The sequence below is a fragment of the Pseudoalteromonas sp. PA2MD11 genome, assembly GCF_017808125.1.
Taxonomy (GTDB): domain Bacteria; phylum Pseudomonadota; class Gammaproteobacteria; order Enterobacterales; family Alteromonadaceae; genus Pseudoalteromonas; species Pseudoalteromonas simplex.
In genome coordinates, this window is record NZ_JADKNF010000007.1 from 157409 (window position 1) to 176926 (window position 19518).

Here is a 19518-nt window from a genome sequence, read left to right on the forward strand (position 1 = left end):
GTGCATCAAGCAAGTTTAGCTTGGCACTCACTACATACTCCCATCATTTCAAATTGCTTTGTTTGTGAGGTAAAGCCCACATCAGCAAAGTGAGGGAAAAGCTTTGCAACATCACTTTGTGAAACCGCTAAAGTCTCCACTTTTTGGCAATGACGGCAAATCAAAAACAAAGAAATCTCACGCTTAAAAACCTCACTGTCGGTACCGTAAGCAATATATTTGTTAGCACTATTAAGCCTGCGAACAAGGTTTATCGACTCCAAAAAGCTCAAGATTCGATAAACAGACATAACAGATACACTAGAGCTTGTGCGCAGCTTGTAGCAACTGGCCAACTCGTATGCTGATAGCGGCACGTCTGTGGTTAGTAATATTTGCAGTATCTGCTTGCGCTGAATGGTGAATTTTCTGCCATGCTCAAGGCAAACCTGCTTTGCTTTATTAAGTGTGCTGGTTAATCGCTGTTTATTCATAGCGGCCACTCAATATAAGGCTTTGTTGCTGTCAGCTTTGCTATCCCTTGCGCTTGCTCTGTGATCCACTGCGCTTCGATAACAGATATGGCTTCAGTCCATGCAAATAAAGTCACAGTGACTTTAGAAACGGGCTTATCGCAGCTAAACGAGTATTCAACTTCAAGGTCTTGATGTGAATGATGAGTGTGATGCTCAAATGGGTTTTCAAATTTAGCATGAATAAGCTTACATTCGCCGTTAAATGTCACTAGCTGCTGTGAATTTTGTAATTTGGCTAATGTTTTTTTAATGACCTGCTTTTGTTCAGCTGTTTCGGGTTGATGTTCAAAGCCAAAAATATCTCCAGCCGGTAAAATGAACTTAACCTGCCATTTATCTTGATCATGAACCACAAAAAGCACTCCCTCACCATGTGAATGATGATGGTGTTGATGCCCTTGAGCTGAAAAAATACATCCAACCATAAAGCATATCACTGCCAACTTTGCTGCTTTCATAACCCGAACCACTCCATTTACCTCACTATAAATATGCTGTTACAAAAAAGAATAAAACTCATTCATCGATTCACACTTGATACATTATAACAATTAAAGCACAATTGATACATTATAACGTACTAAAAGAGTGGTAACTAATGAATAACATATCAAAAATAGCTGTCGTCATAGCGACGTTATTACCAGCCAGTGTCTTGGCGCAATCAATCAAAGGCGTTGTGTTAAATAACCAAGGTAAAGCGGTTGCAAATGCCACAGTTGACCTTGAAGGCTCTGATCAAAAAGTAACAACTAACGACAAAGGTGAGTTTGAAATCAGCGGCTTAAATAACGGCTTAAAAGAGCTACATATTTCAGCGCCAGGTTATGCTCACTTACATCGAGATATCACACTTGCCAATAACCAAGACCACAGCGCAACCTTTAATCTAAAGCGCTCACCGATTGAAGTGATTGATGTTGAAGCAACGCCGATTCATATGTCGGCAATGGAATCTGCCTCACCTGTTAGTGTGTTATCTGGCGAACAATTAAGACGCCAACAAGCATCAACGCTTGGCGATAGCCTCGAAAAGCTGCCGGGCGTTAATACAAACTTTCATGCCAAGGTTGCCAGTACGCCTGTGATCCGTGGTTTGAGCGGCCCACGTGTTTTAATTACGCAAAATGGCTTAGATGTAAGTGATGTGTCACGTGTTGGCCCTGATCACTCAGTGGCATCGGAAGCATCAACAGCGCAGCAAATTGAAGTATTACGTGGCCCAGCAACTCTTTTTTATGGCAGCGGTGCAATTGGCGGTGTCGTCAACGTAGTTGATAGTCGCGTACCAACAGACAGCACAACACGTGGTGAATGGAACCTAGAACATAACTCTGTAGATGAGCAAAAAGTTGCTTCGTTTAATGCCACCACAGGGACAGAGTCATTTGCCTTTTATGCTGATGCATTCTGGCGTGAATCAGACGATTACGAAGTACCTGTTGCCGCCGATATTGACGACACAGAGCACAGCTCAAAGTACATAGTAGAAAACAGTAATGAAGACTCAGATGGCTTTACTGTTGGTACTAGCTACTTATTTGAGCAAGGTTACCTTGGTGTTGCGGTTGAGCAATTTAACCGCCAATACGGTATTCCTGGCCATACTCATGGTGAAGAAGAAGAGCATGAAGGACATGACCATGAAGAGGAGCACAGCGAAGAAGAAGCCGTTTTTGCTGATCTTGAACAAACCAAAGTTCAGCTGCTTGGTGAATACAATATCGACAGTGAATGGCTAAGCAAAATTAATTTACGTGCGGGCCACACTGACTACGAACACGCTGAAATCGAGCACGGTGCTGTAGGCACAACTTTCAAAAACGAAACCAATGAGCTGCGCATTGACATTCTGCATAGCCAATTTGATGAGTGGAATGGTGGCGTTAGCTTTCATTACAAAAAAAGTGATGTAGAAGCACAAGGCTCTGAAGCCTTCACCCCTCCGTCTGTTACTGAAAGTATTGCTTTTGCAATTATGGAAGAAAAGCATTTTGGCGATTTTTTAGTGCAATTAGGTGGCCGTGTTGAGCGAGTTACTATTGATGCTAACAATGTGCTTTTACCAGACATTGGCGCCCATGCACATGATGAAGACGGTGATGAGCACGACCACGGTCATGATCATGGACACGAAGAATCAAACTACACACGTGTATTTGATGTCGCCCAAGAGTTTACACCGGTCAGTTTATCAACAGGTGTGGTATGGGATTTTACACCGGGTTATAACCTAGGTTTATCGGTATCGCGTTCTGAACGTGCTCCATCTGCTTCTGAGCTGTTATCTTTCGGCCCACACATTGGTACTGCAACTTATGAAGTTGGTGCGCTATTCGATACTCATGATGGTCATTTTGAGCTATCAGAAGAGGCTATCGACTTAGAAACAGCAAATAATATCGACCTGACATTCCGTAAAACCGAAGGTGATATTGGCTTTATCTTCAATGCCTTTTACAACCAAGTAGATAACTATTATTACCAGGTCAACACAGGCCTATACGCAGAAAGTGGCCATGATCACGACCATGGCGATGAACATGCTCACGAAGATGAGCACGATCATTCATCTGAGCTACCTGTTTATTTATTTAAAACAGATGACGTGGTTTTACATGGTTTTGAAGCGCAAGTTGCTTGGCAGCTAACCGACGAATTTAAAGTCGACTTATTCTCAGATTATGTACGCGCTCGCCTAAAAGACGGCGGAGATTTACCGCGTACTCCACCACTGCGTTTTGGTACTGAGTTTAGCTATCAAACCGAAAACCTAACGGCAAATATTCACGTTACGCGCTACCAAGAGCAAGACCGCATAGCACAACAAGAAACCACAACAGACGGCTACACCCTTGTTGATGCCAGTATTTCTTATGACTTATCGGTATTGAACCAAGACGTCTCACTTTACCTAAAAGGCACTAACTTAACGGACACAGAAGCCCGCGTTCATAGCTCATTTTTAAAAGATATTGCACCACGTCCTGGGCGCAGTTTTGCGCTTGGTGTTCGCGGCTACTTCTAAAACAAAATTACAAATAAAGGAAACCTACATGACACACTTATTTAGATTAAAACTATTGGCACTGGCAATTAGTAGCACCCTGATCACCGCATGTGGTGATGCAGAAACAAATATTGTTGAGAAAGATCCTATTGAGGTTCCAGACGACGGTGGTGATGACCATGATCACGATCATGACGATGGCTATACCATTGACTCAATGGGTCGTTTAGCGGTTTTAGCAGCAGATAGCAACGAAGCGAATATCTTTGATTTAGATGACGACTCGTTACTAGAAACGTTTTCGCTTACTCATGAATCAAGCTCACTAAATGTTTCACCAAGCTACCGTTATGCGGTTATTGCTAACCGTAACCAAGATTACTTAGGTTTTATTGATGGCGGTTTATGGCGTGAAGATCATGGCGAGCATTTACATGACTATAAACAAGGTCCAGCATTTAGTGACTACGAGCTAACAACTGGCAGCCGCCCTACTCACATAGTTAAACATGATGGCCAAATGGCCGTGTTTTACGATGGTAATGCCGACGCAGGTACAGTAGCCTCAGTAGAAGTGTTAACTGATAACGATATTACAAACGAAAAAGAGACGCTTGCAGGTATTCAGTACGACATCAATATGCACGGTGTTGCAGAGCCTCGTGGCGAGCACCTAGTTGCAACATTGCGTCGTGCTGATAGCGAAAGCACTTCAAACGCTAAAATCCTGCCAGATCAAGTGGGTGTTTTCCACCTTCATGACGGTGAATATGAGCTTGAACAAACATTTGAAGTTACCTGTCCTGACTTACACGGTGCAGCGCAAAACCATGATTATGTAGCATTTGGTTGTGGTGACGGTGTACTAATAGCCCACCAGCATGACGATGAATACCATGCAGAAAAAATCGCCAATATAGATGCGCTAGGTGATACACGTATTGGCACATTATATGGCCATGAAGGTAGCGAAAGCTTTATTGCAATTGCATCGGGTGTATTTGTAAGTATCAATCCAAGCGAAGCTGAAATGGAAGTACTTGAGTGGCAACTTGATGAAGGCGCAAGTGCTGTATCTTACTCATTCTCAGCAAGCGGAGAGCACTTTTTAGTACTTGATAGCTTAGGCTTTTTAAACGTGCTTGAAGCCCATGAGCACGACGGCCACATGCACTGGGAACTTGCCGGAAAAGTAGATATCACTGAAGAAGACGTAACAACAATGCCAGAAGGCATGAACTTCAGCATGACTGTGTCACAAAATAGTGAGTTTGCTTACGTTGCTGACCCTATCGCTCAGCACGTACTAAAAGTACATATCGAAGATCTTGAAATTGAAGGTGATCTTGAACTGACTTTTGCACCAAGCGCTATCACTTGGTTAGGTATTGCAGAAGAAAGTGACGATCACGACCACTAAGAAGTTATGTTTTATGGTATGACATAGCTCGCAAAGGTTGGCATTTAGTGCCAACCTTTTTTTATTCATATTTTGTAACAGACTTTCATCGCAACTGCATCGCTATTTAAAACTGAATTGTTATGATGTAACAGTTCCCAAAATAGGATGTAATCCCATGAAAAAACTAACAACGTTGGCACTGGCCATGGCTGCGACACTGGCACCTTGGGCATCAGCTTACGAAACTAAAGACACGCGCTTACTGCGCTTTCCAGATATTCATAACCAAAACGTTACCTTTGTGTACGGTGGCGATATTTACATTGCTAATACGCAAACTGGCGAGAGCAAACGCTTAACCGACCATATTGGCTTTGAAACCTTCCCTAAGTTTTCACCTGACGGTAAACGCATTGCCTTTGCAGCCGAGTACAATGGCAGCCGCCAAATTTATGTCATTAACAGCGATGGTTCTGGCTTAAAACAACTGACCTACTACAACGATGTTGGCCCAATGCCACCACGCGGCGGTTTTGATTATCGTGTTCTCGATTGGACACCTGATGGCAAAAATGTGGTATTTCGTGCTAACCGCACACCGTGGGGTAAACGTATGGGTCGTCCATACATGGTGCCTGCTGACGGTGGCCTTGAGCAACCTCTGGCTATTCCAGAAACCGGTGGCGGCATGCTTTCGCCAGATGGTAGTAAATATGTTTACACGCCAATTGACCGTGAATTTCGTACTTGGAAGCGCACCCGTGGCGGTCGTGCACAAGATGTCTGGGTTTACGATCTAAAAAACAATACCTCAGAGCAGCTAACCAGTAACCGCGCTACCGATCAGCAACCAACTTGGGTTGGCGACAACATTTACTTTGTATCTGACCGTGATTACACCCTTAACCTGTATCAATACCAAAAAGGCGCTGAGCCTAAGAAGCTGACCAACCATAAAGACTTTGACGTACTGTGGCCATCAGCTGGCCCAAATGCTGTTGTTTATGAAAACGGTGGTTACCTTTATCGCTTTGACCCAAAAACTCAAAAAAGCAGCAAGCTGAGCATTAACATTGCTGGTGTGCGTCAATACGCAATGCCGTACACAAAAAATGTGAGTGACTTTATCGACTCAATGTCGATTTCTCATGATGGTAAGCGTGCACTCTTTACTGCCCGCGGTGAGCTATTTAGCGTACCGGTTAAACAAGGCCCAACACGTAACTTATCTTACACAGCAAAAGGCCGCGAAATTGACGCAAGTTGGTCGCCAAATGGCCGTTATATTGCTTATATGAGCGATGAAAGTGGCGAATACGAAATTTACTTAAAAGATCGCAGTAAAAATAATGCCACCAAGCAGCTAACCAGCAACGGCACTATTTGGCGTTTTACGCCAATTTGGTCACCAGATAGCTCTAAACTGTTATTTGCAGATAAAAACCACACACTCTGGTGGATAGATGCAAAGTCAGGAAAACAACACAAAATTGATACCAGCATCTACGATGAAGAAGGCATTCGCCAATATACTTGGTCGCCAAATAGCGAAGACATTGTGTTTGTGAAAAACAATGAAAACCGCTATGCCTCACTGTGGCACTACAATGTTGATAAAAAGAAAGTGACTCGCTTAACGGATGAAATGACCAATGAGCAAAACCCAACTTTCTCTCCTGATGGTCAATACCTGTATTTTAGTTCTGAGCGCGACTTTAACTTAGCCTTCAGCAGCTACGAGTTCGACTACATGTTTAATCGTGCAACGCGTATTTATGCCGCAGCCGTAAATGAAAGCATCAAACCACTTATTGCACTACAAAGTGACGAAACAGCGATCGTCAGCGATAAACAAAAAGATGACGACAAGAAAGCGAAAAATACCCTGCAAAGCAGCGACTTTATGCAGCGCGTTACCGCTTTAAATGCGCCAGCTGGAGATTATCGTGGTTTAACGGCAGTAAAAGGTGGCGTGCTAACACTGGCTAATGGTGACCTACAATTGATAGGCACAGCTCATGACAGCGAGCTTGAAACCGTTGCTAAAGGGGTTCGTAGTTATACTATTTCAAGCAACGGTGAACACCTGTTAGTACATGCGGGTAACGATTACAGCTTAATTGAGCCTAAAGCAAAACAAGACCTAGCAGCGAATAAGCTAGATCTTAGTAACATGACCTTAAAAATTGAGCCACAAATTGAATGGCAGCAAATGTATGTTGAAGGCTGGCGTACATTGCGTGATTGGTTCTACGATGAAAACCATCACGGCCAAGATTGGGACGCTATTTTAGCCAAGTATCAACCTATGGCTGATGCTATCTCACACCGTAGTGACCTAGATTACATTCTCAGTGAAATCGCAGGTGAAATTAACGCAGGCCACATTTATGTGCAGTCGGGTGATATGCCAAAAGCAGAGCGTAAAAAGCACGGATTATTGGGTGCAAAACTTGCCAGCGATCCATCTGGATACGTAAAAATTGAGCAGATCTTCCAAGGTGAAAACTGGCATGAAGACTTCCGCTCACCACTTGGCACAACAGGGGTAAAAGCACATAACGGCGACTACATCATTGCTGTAAATGGCCGCTCAGTAAAAGACGTCGCTAACTTCTACGAATTACTAGAGAACACTCAAGGTGAGCAAGTTGAGCTAGTCCTTAACAGTAAACCGCGCAGCAAAGGTGCATGGCAAGTAACCGTTAAGCCTGTCGCCAGCGAGCAAGGTTTGCGTTATTTAGACTGGGTTAACTCTCGTGCAGCCTACGTTGATAAACTATCAAATGGCCGTATTGGTTATGTTCACTTACCAAATACAGCCTACGAAGGTAACCGCGCCATGTTCAAAAACTACATGCCGCAAACCACCAAAGACGCCATGATTATTGATGACCGATACAATGGCGGTGGCTTTATTCCTGAGCACATGATCACTTGGCTTGCTCGTAAACCGCTTAACTACTGGAAGCGCCGCGGTGTTGAGCCAACGAAAACACCACAATTTGCTCATGATGGTCCAAAAGCCATGCTGATCAATGGTTACTCAAGTTCTGGCGGTGATGCTATTCCTTACTACTTCCGCCAAGCGGGGTTAGGTAAGCTTATTGGTACCCGTACTTGGGGTGGATTAATTGGTATTTCAGGTAACCCAAGCCTAGTAGATGGCGGCCAAGTTATCGCGGCAACATTCCGCATTTTAGATAACGATGGCAACTGGATCATCGAAAACGAAGGTGTCACTCCAGATATCAAGGTTGTTGACCGCCCAGAGTTAATCTACCAAGGTAAAGATCCATCGATTGAACGTGCCGTAGAAGAGCTATTAAAAGAGCTAAAAGACAACCCGAAAAAGCCACTCACCGTGCCACCAGCACCGACTGACTTTTAATTCTTAACTGGTTGTTAAAAAGCAAAAAACCCCGCTGCAATGCGGGGTTTATTTTTACTAAATGTCTAATATTTAAACTTGTATATACAAACTAACACACATTACTTGTTCTAAATTTTTGGTGCAGTTTAATATTTATCCAAACTAACACAACGTGAAAAATGTGCAATTAAGCGCCTATGGGTTGTCATCTAGAGAAAATTTGAGCAATCAAAAATGCCTTAAAAATAATAACAAGAGTGACTGCAAGGTTACTCAAAAAGGATACAGCTCATGTTAGCAGCGCAGCTGAACTACCAAAAGCGATTGATGCCGCCTTTCAATCTGCGGTGAGTGCGAAAACTGTGCCGGGCATTACTGTCGCGGTGACTGTGGTTAAAAACGTTAATGGTGATAACAGCGCAGATGTATTTGCGCTTGCCCTACAAACCCTAAGCTATTATCACCAAGACCATTGATTTGTTTAAGGCAGCTTAATTATAGCTGCCCTTGTAACCTCGTTTTTGTCTCTTTTAAGTAATCTGGGTAGGGATAAGAGTCATCGGCAACAGCGATTGCAGCCTCAATTTGAACTAATGCTTGGCGAACATTACCTTGCATTTCATAGCCATATGACAAAGCTGACAGTGCATACGCTGATTTAGGGTAGTTTTTGATATTGTACTTAAACACCTCAATAGCCCGCTCAAATTGCTGGTTATCCGTTAAGCTGTAACCCAGCATCCGAACAGCGCGGTCTGGTGGCGCTATTTGCTCACCCCATTGCTGAGATAAACGTTGATAATAGGCATCAATTGATGAAACATCATCGCCCAATGCACTCAAAGGCATATGTTTAGATAAAAATAAGCCATGGTACGCATTAAATGCCCCAGCGGCTGAGGTTAGGTTATGCGAAACGCCTGCAAAGGCATCGCTCTTAAAGCGCAGATTTTGCACCTTACTATTTTGCATTGTTTGCTGCATATCATCGTATCTTTCGCGCATAATGCCGGCTTCTTCGCCGATATTCATATATACATAGCTGTTAATACTTTTGGCTTTAGTAACAAAAGTATTTTGACTCTTAGCCGGAGCGCCATAGTTCCACCATACCGCAGGGCTATAAGCAATGTGCGCTTGAAATAACTCAGGCTCAGCCTGCATAGCGTAAAGAGCAAATACACCCGCAGCTGAGGCTCCGGCAATAACTCTATAATCATGAGTACGATACTGTTTATTAACCAAAGGCATCAGTTCTTGCTCTACGAAAGCTAAAAACTTTGCTGCACCACCGCCTTCGCCAACAGGCCCTTGTGGCTCTTTGTTCACTGTCGGATAAAAATCCCGAAGTCGATTAGTGCTTTCAATCGCAACTACAATCACCTCTGGCGCTTGATCATTTTGTTGTAAGCGTTCAAGCACAGCATTAATCAATGGTAAATTACCGGCCCCATCTAAACGATAAATAACGGGATACCTTTTGTTTGGATGTGTTTGATAGCTTTTTGGCAATTGCACAACGACAGTGCGTTGCTCACTAAGATTACTTGATTCGATAGTATGCGTATGTTGGCTGTAATGTGTAACCGCATCATCTGCAGCTGGTTGAGCCATTACATGACTAGTACAGAGTAAAAAACCACTAATACAGAGTAACTTAAATAGTCGCACGACTTATCCTTAAGAAATATTGGTAATTTTTTAAGCTAACAGAATTGCAGGTACAAACAAAGATAACTTATGTACTTTTTTCGTAAAAAAGTACATGTAAGTCATTCTTTTAACTAAAGCGTATGACGTAATATTTGCCCGGCGCTTTTACCCGTCATGCCATCCGGTGATTTAATGACTTGGCCATTAATAATGACGTATTCAATTCCTTCTGCGTACTGATGTGGTGCGCTAAACGTTGATTTATCAGCAACCGTAGCTGCGTCAAGTATGACAATATCAGCAGCATAGCCTTGTGCTATCACTCCTCGGTCAGTTAGGCCCATTCTTGCTGCGGGTAGACTGGTCATTTTACGTATTGCATCTGGTAACGAAATCACTCCCTGCTCAGGCACATAATGACCTAGTACTCTGGGGAAAGTGCCGTAACCGCGTGGATGTGGGTTGCCTTTACCAAGTTCTGAACCGCCTGCATCGGTGGCGATTGCAGTAATTGGGTAAGCCATGATGTACTTAACATCATCTTCATTAATAGCGTGGAAGATCCCCTGAGCACCGCCATTTGCTTGAATTTCCATGGCAAGTTCAGCGGCTTCATCAATACTTTGCGCTCGCCCTTCACGTTTTAAAACTTCAGCAAAGGTTAACCCATCCCATGCAGGGTTTGCCGCATAATGCGCTATTTGCAGCCTTGCGGGGTCACCACCGCCTCTGTCTTCACGGATATTTTTGATCAAGCCTTGTTTTATTTTTTGCCTTAACTCTGGATTTTGTAGACGCTTTTCAACTTCAGCTTGACCACCAGCCAATGACCATGCAGGAAACAATATAGCAAATCGCGTAGAAGAAGCCGTGTAAGGATACTGATCGAGGGTGACATCTAAACCCGCTTTACTAGCATCACGGATCATCTGAATAGTGTGCTTACTCTCGCCCCAATTTGGATGACCAATCAGCTTATGATGAGAAATATGCACAGGAATACCGGTCTCTTTTGCAACATCGAGCACTTCATTCATTGCCGTGACAATCTCTGCGCCTTCATCCCGCATATGAGAGGCAAAAAACCCATGCTGAGCATGAGCGGTTTCGGCAAGCACCTTTACTTCAGCAAAGTTTGAGTACACACCTGGAACATATTTTAGCCCAGTCGATAAACCAAACGCCCCCTGCTGCATCGCTTTATCGACCAGTGCTTGCATTGCTTTTAACTCATCAGCAGTGGCAAGGCGCTGCTCTTCACCCATTACAGCTTTACGAACATCATTATGGCCAATTAATAAGGCTAAGTTAGGCCCTAGAGGTGAACGCTCGGTTTGCGCAAAAAATTGCTTAAAGTCGACAGGAGAAAAACCACAGTTACCGCCCAAAATAGTGGTAATACCCTGTTGCACTAAGTTATCGAGCCGCGGCAGCTCTGCAATTGAGCGCTCAGCATGGGAATGTAAATCGATAAAGCCTGGTGTTACAACCTTGCCTTTGGCATCTATAACTTGTTGAGCTTTGTCAGCCACCATATCACCAATTTTAGTGATCTTGCCGCTTTCAATACCGACATCTGCGCGAACCGCTTTGCCGCCATGACCATCGAGCAACATCGCGTTTTTGATGATGAGATCAAAAGATTGCCCATAAGTAATCCCCGAGCTGAGCACTAATACAGACAATCCTATAGAGGTTAAAACACTGCGCTTTTTCATTGTTATTATCCTTAGCCTGAGTGTTTAACCATCCTAATCAATTGCAATACAAATTGCATCAGTGAACAGTAATTAAGCAAATTACAGACACAAAAAAACCAAGCGACCTTTCTTGGTGAAAAGTGGCTTGGTTTTACCCACCCCATTCCCTATTAGCTCAGGATTGATTCGGTTATTAAGCGTACTTTTCACCTAGCCAATGGCAAATCTCAGAGCGCCTTTAAGTGTAATGCGACCACCAAGTCATGCTCAGTGGTGGCACCGCAAAGCGAAACTTAAATAATTGGTTGTAGTTCCAACCTATCGGAGCATTACTCCAGTTTGGTTTTGGGTTTATTCGATTATCTCTTCTTTACCTGATATGTCAATCACATCAGATAAAGCGTATCCTTCCTTCATGAGGTATCGTCTCAAACAATATCTCAACTCTTGACCCAAGAATTCAAAATTATGATTCGGAATAAGTCGCCCCTCAGCAAGCTCAATAGCTATTGAATCAGTGATATCTATTATTTCATCTTGGTTAAGAAGTTTGGAAATTCCACTTGAGAGCCAATTCGCATCTTCATTATCACAATGGGCCATTTTACCAAGGTGTTGACCTATGGTATATCCAGGTTCAAACCCTTTTCTGGTTTGTGATACAACATAGAAATGTGTGCTTTTTTGGAAAATGAGGAACCGATGAATTGCAACATGTACTTGTTTTCGCTCAATACTAACAGGCACTCTTGCTGTATGCTTTAAAACAAGTTCACCAGTGAGTTTTATGAATTGATGCTTACCTTCTTTTTCAACACATAAAAGGTGTTCAGACTTCCGCCTCAACTGATCACCAAATTCTTTGATGAAAAATCTCATTTGGCGTTCAAAGGCTAAAGCTTCCCCATTTCGCCAACGACTAACTTGGGCTACTGACTTTTTGCTCAATCCTGCTTTAGCGGCTATTTCTTGGTTGGTCATGCCATTTTCAATGGCAAGTTTTATAAGTCGTTTAGTATCCCTACATTTTTTATTACCTTGTATTTTCAAAGCAACTCCTTTTGGTTGGTTGGTAGATTTAATTATCTACCAACCAATTGATTCAGTCATCCCCAATGTAGTCATCATTGTTTGGATTATGACAGTCTGCCCATTCATCCATATCAGCATCATTGTTCGGGTTATTAATATCCGACCAAACGTCCAGTTCTTCTTGTGACATATCTGAAGTATTTGGCATTGCTAGCTCCTTATTTTTTACCTTTATAACGAGGGTTATTCGGATTTAGTTGGTTACTACGGTTATCCAACACTTTTTGATAAGCATCATTAGTTCCGGATGTGTTTGGGTTAGGGTTCTTTTGATTTGCTTTATGATTGTTATTACTCATGACATTCTCCTTGTTTTGTTATGTCATGGTTATAGTAAAAACAGGCTACAACTATTAGAAGTGATGAGGTTGTGATACTTGAGTGATAAATTGTGAAACTTGATGATTTTGTTACTTTATAATCGTTTTGACAGATTTAAACTTATGCTCTGCCAACAAAAGAACGTACTTTTATACATGCTTTTTTGTATTATCAATATTCACCTTTATGGGAGTCATCAAATTTGTTTTGAATGCGTAACCAAAAATTGAATGACATACCTGTGACGAGTTCTAGTCTCTTTGCGAAGCCTATATCAAAACTCACTTTCTCACTCAAAAAGTCGTCAAAATGTTCATCAGATTATCTATTACCTATTGAGTACTAAGCCCCTTTGCTGTTTCCTTAGGCAAATACAACCCCTCAAAATACCGTGCGGGGTGCAATGCCTCTTTGACTTGAGGAACATTGACGAAACCATAATTAATTTGCACATCAATATTGGTTGGTTCAATCACTTATGCATCAACATCTAGCTGTTCATATTAATGGTGAATAGGACAGTATAAATAATGACGTCAAAAAAGAAAGAACGCATGTTTTGGTTAGGTGATGGGCTGCAGGTATATCACAAGAGTCATGTAAAATTACCTGACAGTTACTGCCTACATTTTTATGCTGAAGCGGAAAGTAGGCGTATATATGTGGCGTATTTAGGACTGCATTTAACTTTGTAGAAATAATGATTACAAATAATTGGCAAGATTGACAATTTGTCAGGATTCTTGTTCTATATAAGTTCGTTAAAGTTAAGGAAAGATAGCGATGAAAAGGAAATTAATATTCATTGGTGGTATTCATGGCGTCGGTAAATCCACGTTATGTAATAAATTGGCTTGCGAGTTAAAAGTCCCTCACTTTTCTGCTAGTGAGCTTATAACTAGAGCTAAAACAGGTCTTTTTACCAAAAGTAAATCCGTTGCCAATGTCGCGAAAAATCAAGATGTTTTAGTGACTGCGTTAGATGAGTTTGTGGATGCCCCCAGTTTTATATTAGATGGACACTTTGCATTATTCGATGTAAATAAAGAAGTTCAGCTAGTTCCAGAAGAAACATTTGCATCTATAGCACCGATTGCGATGTGTGTTCTGACTTGTGATGTTAAAGTTGTTTTAGACAGAATTGCCGCAAGAGATGGCATTCAGCATGACAAGTCAGCCTACAAAGCTTTAAGCGACAACGAATTAGCAAATGCAAAATCTATAGCCGGAAAACTAAATATTCCTATTTTTGTCCATGATACTAATAACGATATATTAGAGTTGACTCACTTTATCAGCTCACACTTGGAGTAAGTTATGGAAAGCCTTCACTACGCACCATTTAGTCAAATTAATCTAATGGACTCTTTTTTTGACACATTACGAGCCGATTATACTGAGTTTCCTGCTTGGTTTTCTCGTAAGGCAGAACAAAATGAGTTTGCATATGTACTCGTAGACGGTGCATCAATTGACGGATTCATGTACTTGAAAGAAGAAGTTGGTCCTATTACCGATATTTACCCACACTTACCACCAGGCAAGCACCTAAAAGTTGGTACTTTCAAATTCAATTCACATGGTACCCGACGTGGGGAGCGTTTTATTAAAAAGATTTTCGATCATGCGCTAACATTAGACGTTGATAGTATTTATGTAACAGTGTTTGATAAACATCATTATTTGAAAAATCTATTTGCCAAATACGGGTTTATCTCCCATGGAACTAAAAATACGCCAAACGGTACTGAAACTGTCATGGCTAGATCAATGCGTTATCAGCTAGGTTCTACGCTTAGTACATATCCCTTCGTAAAGCTTAGCCAAGCAAACTCGTATTTATTATCCATATATCCTCAATTTCACTCAAGAATGCTACCTGACTCAATTTTGAACAATGAAACTCACGACATTATTCAAGATGTTTCACATAGCAACAGTATTCACAAAATATACATTTGCGGTATGGGAGGAGTGTCTTCATTTCGCACTGGCGATAATTTAATTCTATACCGTACTAGTGACAATAAAGGACCAGCCCGATTTCGTTCAGTAGCTACGTCAATTGGCGTAGTCGAAGAATATAAGAATATCAAAGAGTTTGAGTCACTCTCAGCCTTCATAGAATACTGTGCACCTTATTCAATTTTCAGAAATGATGAGCTAGCCCGTATATATAATGAAAAAAAATACTGTCACATTATTCGATTCACTTATAATGCAGCCCTTGCTAAACGTATTACCCGTGGTGATCTAATAGACGAAGTTGGATTAGATGAAAGTGAATACTGGGGTGTTATGCAGTTAACAAACCAGCAATTTAGTCACATTGCTAGGTTGGGAGCCGTAAATGAAAGTCTTATTGTCGATTAAGCCTGAATTTGTAGATAAAATACTTGAAGGCACAAAAAAGTTTGAATTCAGGAAGAATTGTTTTAAGAGGGATGGTATTAAAACGGTCGTCGTTTATTCAACGATGCCTGTTGGTAAAGTCGTGGGTGAATTTGATATTGAAGATATCATATCTGAACACCCAGAGTTACTTTGGAACCGAACGAAGAAAGCTGCGGGTATCTCTAAGCAGTTTTTCGACGAATACTATTTGGGTAGAGACAAAGGAACAGCCATAAAAGTAGGTAATGTTGTGCGATATGATCGCCCATTATGTTTAAGTGAACTAGGTGATAATATTACTGCTCCTCAATCATATAGATATTTACCCGTTTAGATTTTGAATAGGAGAACCTCGGTTCTCCTATTTAATTGTCACTTTAGATCCTTGTTTGTCAATTTCCATCTTTATTTAGATGTTTCCAACTTTATTCAGAATCTACACAACCGGCTCTTGATGCTTTAACTTACTCAACCGTCACCGATTTTGCTAGGTTTCGAGGTTGGTCTACGTCGGTGCCTTTAATAACCGCGACATAGTAAGAAAGCAGCTGTAGCGGAATTGTATATACAACTGGAGCAATCACGTCATCCACATGGTTTACGTTGATTACACGCATTGTTTCGTCAGATTCAAACGCTGAGTCTTTGTCTGCGAATACATAGATAATACCGCCACGGGCACGTACTTCTTCTACGTTTGATTTAAGCTTTTCTAGTAGTTCATTGTTTGGTGCCACAACAATGATTGGCATGTCGGCATCAATCAACGCAAGAGGACCATGCTTAAGCTCACCCGCTGCGTATGCTTCGGCGTGAATATATGAAATTTCTTTCAGCTTAAGCGCACCTTCCATCGCGATTGGGTACTGTGAACCACGACCTAAAAACAATGAGTGGTGCTTGTCAGCGAATTCTTCAGCTAAATCTTCAATACCCTCAGCAAGCAATAATGCTTCTTCTAACTTGTTAGGAAGTGTTTTAATTGCATTTACAATCGCACCTTGCTCTAAGCCTTTTTCTTGCGCAATCGAAGCCGTTAGCATTAGTAAGCCAACAAGTTGTGTGGTGAAGGCTTTAGTTGATGCAACACCAATTTCAGCACCGGCTTTAGTCATAAAGGCTAAATCTGATTCACGTACTAACGATGAACCCGGTACGTTACAAATGGTCATTGACGCCATGTAACCTTGCTGTTTTGCTAGACGCAGTGCAGCAAGCGTATCAGCTGTTTCACCAGATTGTGAAATGGTCACAAGTAAGCTGTTTTCATGTACAAATGATTCGCGGTAACGGAACTCAGAGGCAATCTCAACGTTACAGCTCACGCCAGCAAACTGTTCAAGCCAGTAACGAGCAACCATACCTGAATGGTATGAAGTACCACAGGCAATAATTTGCACGTGTTTTACGTCTTTAAAGATTTGTTGAGCGCTGTCGCCAAAGGCATCAATCGCGACAGTGTCATTAACTAAACGGCCATCAAGGGTGTTACGTACAGCAAGCGGCTGCTCGTAAATTTCTTTCAGCATGTAGTGGCGATATTCGCCTTTACCTGATGCATCTTGCGTAATGTTTGATTCAATCACTTCGCGCTCAACTGCATCACCGTTCGCATCAAAGATTTCAACACTGTCACGGGTAATACGAGCAACATCACCTTCTTCAAGGTAAATAAAACTGCGAGTAACAGGTAATAGAGCAAGTTGGTCAGAGGCAATAAAGTTCTCACCAAGACCTAAACCAATCACCAGTGGGCTACCTGAACGCGCTACGATGATTTCGTTATCGTTCGCTTTATCAAATACAACTGTACCAAATGCACCTTCAAACTGCTTAACAGCAGCTTGTACAGCAGCTAAAAGTGTATCGTGCTGTTGGCGAAGTTGGTGAATAAGGTGCACCATGACTTCAGTATCTGTTTCTGATAAAAACTCATAACCGTCGCCTTTAAGCGCATCACGTAGGCTGGCATGATTTTCGATAATACCGTTATGAACAAGGGCAATTTCGCTATTCGAAACATGTGGGTGAGCATTCGCTTCAGTTACGCCACCATGAGTTGCCCAGCGCGTATGCGCGATACCAGTAGTACCATTAACTGCTGCATCGTTAAGTGCCGCTTCAAGGTTAGCAACCTTACCCACTGCTTTTACAGTGTTAAGCTCAGTACCTTTAAGTAAAGCCACACCAGCTGAGTCATAGCCACGGTATTCAAGGCGTTTAAGGCCTTCAACAAGAATTTTATTTACTGGGCGTTCTGCAATAGCCCCAACGATTCCACACATAGGTTCTCCTTTTGCACATGCCAAAGCGTTCTACTTTGGGCGGTATGTGTTGTCATAAATGATGCGTAATAAGGTGTTGTCGGTCTTATTACGGGTTATTCAATTTCTGCACAGATCAGCTGTACACCACATGCTGTTATCGCCTCGCGCTTATCTGCGCTTAGGTTGTTGTCTGTGATAACTGTGGTAACACGCTGCCAAGGCAGTTCTAAATTCGGTATTCTTCGGCCAATTTTTTCTGACTCAACCAGCACCACTACCTCTCGGGCAGCTTCAGCCATCACTTGGCTAAGCCCCACTAATTCATTGAAGGTTGTAGTGCCTCTATCAATATCAATGCCATCGGCACCAATAAACAGTTGGTCAAAGTCGTAAGAGCGTAGAACATTCTCCGCAACTTGGCCCTGAAACGATTCTGAATGTGGATCCCAAGTTCCGCCGGTCATCAAAAGTGTTGGCTCATTTTCTAATGAAAGCAGCCGGTTAGCGACATTAATAGCATTTGTCATCACCACTAAACCGCGCTTACTAGCAAGCTCAGGGATCATCGCCGCTGTAGTGCGACCGCTATCAATGATGATGCGGTTATGGTCTTTAATAAGCTTTGCAGCCGCCTGTGCGATTGCCATTTTGCGAAGCGAGTCGCTTTTCTCGTTGCTATTTGCAACGATTTCTTGCGGCAATGCAATGGCACCACCATAACGGCGTAGCAACAAGCCACTTTTTTCAAGGGCTGTCAGATCTTTACGTATCGTCACTTCAGAAGTTTGAAACTGCTCTGCTAACGCTTCAACAGCAACTTCACCAAGTTCATTCACTTGGCTTAAGATTGTATGGCGACGTTGTTGAGTGTTTCGTTTTGTCATAAAGTGAATCACATAAGTTTCGTTTCGAAAGTTGTGGAATTTTAAACGAAACAATATAAATGGCAAGTGAATACTCGTTAACCTACACAGCTTTAATTTTGATCTTCATCACCAACACGCTAAGCTATTGGCAAATATAACCATGAATATGCCCCATGAAAGAGTTTAATAGCCTCGATAAGTCCTTACTCGAACAACGAAAAAATGCCCATGAAATTTGCCGTTTATTTGCAAAAAGCCCAAGTAAAGGCAATTTAAAACGACTAAAAGGCATGTTTGCTCACTGTGGAGAGCAGGTTGTTATAGAAGCGGGTTTTCATTGTGATTATGGCAGTGGTATTAAAATAGGTGATCGAACCTTCATAAATATTAACTGTACTGTACTCGATGCGCCATTATCTGATGCACAAATTACGATAGGCGATGACTGCTTAATAGGCCCAAATGTGCAAATACTCGCGGTATCGCATGCTGTAAACCCAACCGAGCGTTTAGCAAAAGCTAACTTTGCAGCACCGATTAGCATTGGCAACAATGTATGGATTGGTGCAGGCGCGATTATACTTGCGGGTATTAAAGTTGCTGATAATGCCGTGATTGGCGCAGGGGCAATAGTTACCAAAGATGTCGCGGCAAATACCCTAGTAGCAGGTAACCCCGCGGTGAAGGTCAAAGACCTTTAACCCTGTATTTACGCTAAAGCACGTCCTAACGTAGGTTGTCATTTATGGCGACACAAAATACATATTTATATTTACGCGCTAAAGCACGTCCTACGTAGGTCGTCATTTATGGTAACAAAGAATACATATTAACGCGCTAAAGCACGTCCTTGTATCTCTCTGTATTAAATGGTTAGCTACCAATTAATACATCAAGAAGTCAGAGAGTTTGAGCACGACCTTAG

General features: G+C 42.1%; 17 protein-coding genes. 8 read left to right on the top strand and 9 right to left on the bottom strand.

Annotated elements, in window-relative coordinates; genetic code table 11:
* Nucleotides 1–5: 5 nt before the first annotated feature.
* Entirely contained in the window at nucleotides 6–473 is a 468-nt protein-coding gene (locus tag ISP07_RS10210; RefSeq protein WP_194442498.1) for a Fur family transcriptional regulator, read from the bottom strand.
* Nucleotides 470–973: a ZrgA family zinc uptake protein gene (locus ISP07_RS10215; protein ID WP_209327562.1), complete on the bottom strand. Its 504-nt coding sequence runs from the start codon at nucleotides 971–973 to the stop codon at nucleotides 470–472. The genes ISP07_RS10210 and ISP07_RS10215 overlap by 4 nt, the downstream gene beginning before the upstream one ends.
* A 140-nt stretch (nucleotides 974–1113) precedes the next feature.
* Here ISP07_RS10215 and ISP07_RS10220 point away from each other — a divergent pair, with 140 nt between their 5' ends.
* The 4 genes from ISP07_RS10220 (at nucleotide 1114) to ISP07_RS10235 (ending at nucleotide 8776) form a co-directional block, all read left to right on the top strand.
* Nucleotides 1114–3543 carry a TonB-dependent receptor gene (locus ISP07_RS10220; RefSeq protein ID WP_209327563.1) on the top strand — a complete coding sequence of 810 codons (2430 nt, stop codon included), beginning with the start codon at nucleotides 1114–1116 and terminating at the stop codon, nucleotides 3541–3543.
* A gap of 28 nt (nucleotides 3544–3571) precedes the next feature.
* Complete coding sequence (locus ISP07_RS10225; protein WP_209327564.1) at nucleotides 3572–4945, top strand: 5-methyltetrahydrofolate--homocysteine methyltransferase; 1374 nt, start codon at nucleotides 3572–3574, stop codon at nucleotides 4943–4945.
* Nucleotides 4946–5102: 157 nt separating this feature from the next.
* A complete protein-coding gene (locus ISP07_RS10230; protein ID WP_209327565.1) occupies nucleotides 5103–8318 on the top strand; it encodes a S41 family peptidase in 3216 nt (1071 codons plus the stop codon).
* Nucleotides 8319–8557: 239 nt separating this feature from the next.
* Nucleotides 8558–8776 carry a hypothetical protein gene (locus ISP07_RS10235; RefSeq protein ID WP_138619583.1) on the top strand — a complete coding sequence of 73 codons (219 nt, stop codon included), beginning with the start codon at nucleotides 8558–8560 and terminating at the stop codon, nucleotides 8774–8776.
* Between the two features lie 19 nt (nucleotides 8777–8795).
* Here ISP07_RS10235 and ISP07_RS10240 read toward each other — a convergent pair whose 3' ends face one another.
* The 5 genes from ISP07_RS10240 to ISP07_RS10260 form a co-directional block, all read right to left on the bottom strand.
* Nucleotides 8796–9914, bottom strand: coding sequence for an alpha/beta hydrolase (locus tag ISP07_RS10240; RefSeq protein ID WP_209327579.1), 1119 nt, complete (start codon nucleotides 9912–9914; stop codon nucleotides 8796–8798).
* 170 nt (nucleotides 9915–10084) lie between these two features.
* Nucleotides 10085–11671: an N-acyl-D-amino-acid deacylase family protein gene (locus tag ISP07_RS10245; RefSeq protein WP_209327566.1), complete on the bottom strand. Its 1587-nt coding sequence runs from the start codon at nucleotides 11669–11671 to the stop codon at nucleotides 10085–10087.
* Between the two features lie 333 nt (nucleotides 11672–12004).
* On the bottom strand, nucleotides 12005–12703 hold the full coding sequence (locus ISP07_RS10250; RefSeq protein WP_209327567.1) for a helix-turn-helix domain-containing protein: 699 nt from the start codon (nucleotides 12701–12703) through the stop codon (nucleotides 12005–12007).
* A gap of 52 nt (nucleotides 12704–12755) precedes the next feature.
* Nucleotides 12756–12893 carry a hypothetical protein gene (locus ISP07_RS10255; protein WP_209327580.1) on the bottom strand — a complete coding sequence of 46 codons (138 nt, stop codon included), beginning with the start codon at nucleotides 12891–12893 and terminating at the stop codon, nucleotides 12756–12758.
* A gap of 10 nt (nucleotides 12894–12903) precedes the next feature.
* Nucleotides 12904–13044, bottom strand: a complete 141-nt coding sequence (locus ISP07_RS10260; RefSeq protein ID WP_209327568.1) for a hypothetical protein — start codon at nucleotides 13042–13044, stop codon at nucleotides 12904–12906.
* 805 nt (nucleotides 13045–13849) lie between these two features.
* On the opposite strand from ISP07_RS10260, the gene ISP07_RS10265 reads away from it, so the two are divergent.
* Genes ISP07_RS10265 through ISP07_RS10275 form a run of 3 tightly spaced genes read left to right on the top strand, consistent with a single transcriptional unit; the run spans nucleotide 13850 to nucleotide 15794 of the window.
* On the top strand, nucleotides 13850–14380 hold the full coding sequence (locus ISP07_RS10265; protein ID WP_209327569.1) for an ATP-binding protein: 531 nt from the start codon (nucleotides 13850–13852) through the stop codon (nucleotides 14378–14380).
* A 3-nt stretch (nucleotides 14381–14383) separates the two neighbouring features.
* Nucleotides 14384–15439, top strand: a complete 1056-nt coding sequence (locus ISP07_RS10270; protein ID WP_209327570.1) for a hypothetical protein — start codon at nucleotides 14384–14386, stop codon at nucleotides 15437–15439.
* Nucleotides 15417–15794, top strand: coding sequence for an ASCH domain-containing protein (locus ISP07_RS10275; RefSeq protein WP_209327571.1), 378 nt, complete (start codon nucleotides 15417–15419; stop codon nucleotides 15792–15794). Before ISP07_RS10270 ends, ISP07_RS10275 begins: the two co-directional genes overlap by 23 nt.
* A gap of 130 nt (nucleotides 15795–15924) precedes the next feature.
* Here the strand turns inward: ISP07_RS10275 and glmS are convergent, their stop codons facing one another.
* Nucleotides 15925–17745, bottom strand: a complete 1821-nt coding sequence (gene glmS, locus ISP07_RS10280; RefSeq protein WP_209327572.1) for a glutamine--fructose-6-phosphate transaminase (isomerizing) — start codon at nucleotides 17743–17745, stop codon at nucleotides 15925–15927.
* 95 nt (nucleotides 17746–17840) lie between these two features.
* Complete coding sequence (locus ISP07_RS10285; protein ID WP_054552250.1) at nucleotides 17841–18611, bottom strand: DeoR/GlpR family DNA-binding transcription regulator; 771 nt, start codon at nucleotides 18609–18611, stop codon at nucleotides 17841–17843.
* Nucleotides 18612–18766: 155 nt separating this feature from the next.
* Here ISP07_RS10285 and ISP07_RS10290 point away from each other — a divergent pair, with 155 nt between their 5' ends.
* Complete coding sequence (locus ISP07_RS10290) at nucleotides 18767–19294, top strand: sugar O-acetyltransferase (protein ID WP_209327573.1); 528 nt, start codon at nucleotides 18767–18769, stop codon at nucleotides 19292–19294.
* Nucleotides 19295–19518: the final 224 nt, after the last annotated feature.

Excerpts from the sequence above, each read along its gene's own strand:
- ISP07_RS10210 (WP_194442498.1), bottom strand. The coding sequence starts at position 473 with ATGAATAAACAGCGATTAACCAGCACACTTAATAAAGCAAAGCAGGTT.
- ISP07_RS10215 (WP_209327562.1), bottom strand. The coding sequence starts at position 973 with ATGAAAGCAGCAAAGTTGGCAGTGATATGCTTTATGGTTGGATGTATT.
- ISP07_RS10220 (WP_209327563.1), top strand. The coding sequence starts at position 1,114 with ATGAATAACATATCAAAAATAGCTGTCGTCATAGCGACGTTATTACCA.
- ISP07_RS10225 (WP_209327564.1), top strand. The coding sequence starts at position 3,572 with ATGACACACTTATTTAGATTAAAACTATTGGCACTGGCAATTAGTAGC.
- ISP07_RS10230 (WP_209327565.1), top strand. The coding sequence starts at position 5,103 with ATGAAAAAACTAACAACGTTGGCACTGGCCATGGCTGCGACACTGGCA.
- ISP07_RS10240 (WP_209327579.1), bottom strand. The coding sequence starts at position 9,914 with ATGGCTCAACCAGCTGCAGATGATGCGGTTACACATTACAGCCAACAT.
- ISP07_RS10245 (WP_209327566.1), bottom strand. The coding sequence starts at position 11,671 with ATGAAAAAGCGCAGTGTTTTAACCTCTATAGGATTGTCTGTATTAGTG.
- ISP07_RS10255 (WP_209327580.1), bottom strand. The coding sequence starts at position 12,893 with ATGCCAAATACTTCAGATATGTCACAAGAAGAACTGGACGTTTGGTCG.
- ISP07_RS10260 (WP_209327568.1), bottom strand. The coding sequence starts at position 13,044 with ATGAGTAATAACAATCATAAAGCAAATCAAAAGAACCCTAACCCAAAC.
- ISP07_RS10265 (WP_209327569.1), top strand. The coding sequence starts at position 13,850 with ATGAAAAGGAAATTAATATTCATTGGTGGTATTCATGGCGTCGGTAAA.
- ISP07_RS10270 (WP_209327570.1), top strand. The coding sequence starts at position 14,384 with ATGGAAAGCCTTCACTACGCACCATTTAGTCAAATTAATCTAATGGAC.
- ISP07_RS10275 (WP_209327571.1), top strand. The coding sequence starts at position 15,417 with ATGAAAGTCTTATTGTCGATTAAGCCTGAATTTGTAGATAAAATACTT.
- glmS (WP_209327572.1), bottom strand. The coding sequence starts at position 17,745 with ATGTGTGGAATCGTTGGGGCTATTGCAGAACGCCCAGTAAATAAAATT.
- ISP07_RS10285 (WP_054552250.1), bottom strand. The coding sequence starts at position 18,611 with ATGACAAAACGAAACACTCAACAACGTCGCCATACAATCTTAAGCCAA.
- ISP07_RS10290 (WP_209327573.1), top strand. The coding sequence starts at position 18,767 with ATGAAAGAGTTTAATAGCCTCGATAAGTCCTTACTCGAACAACGAAAA.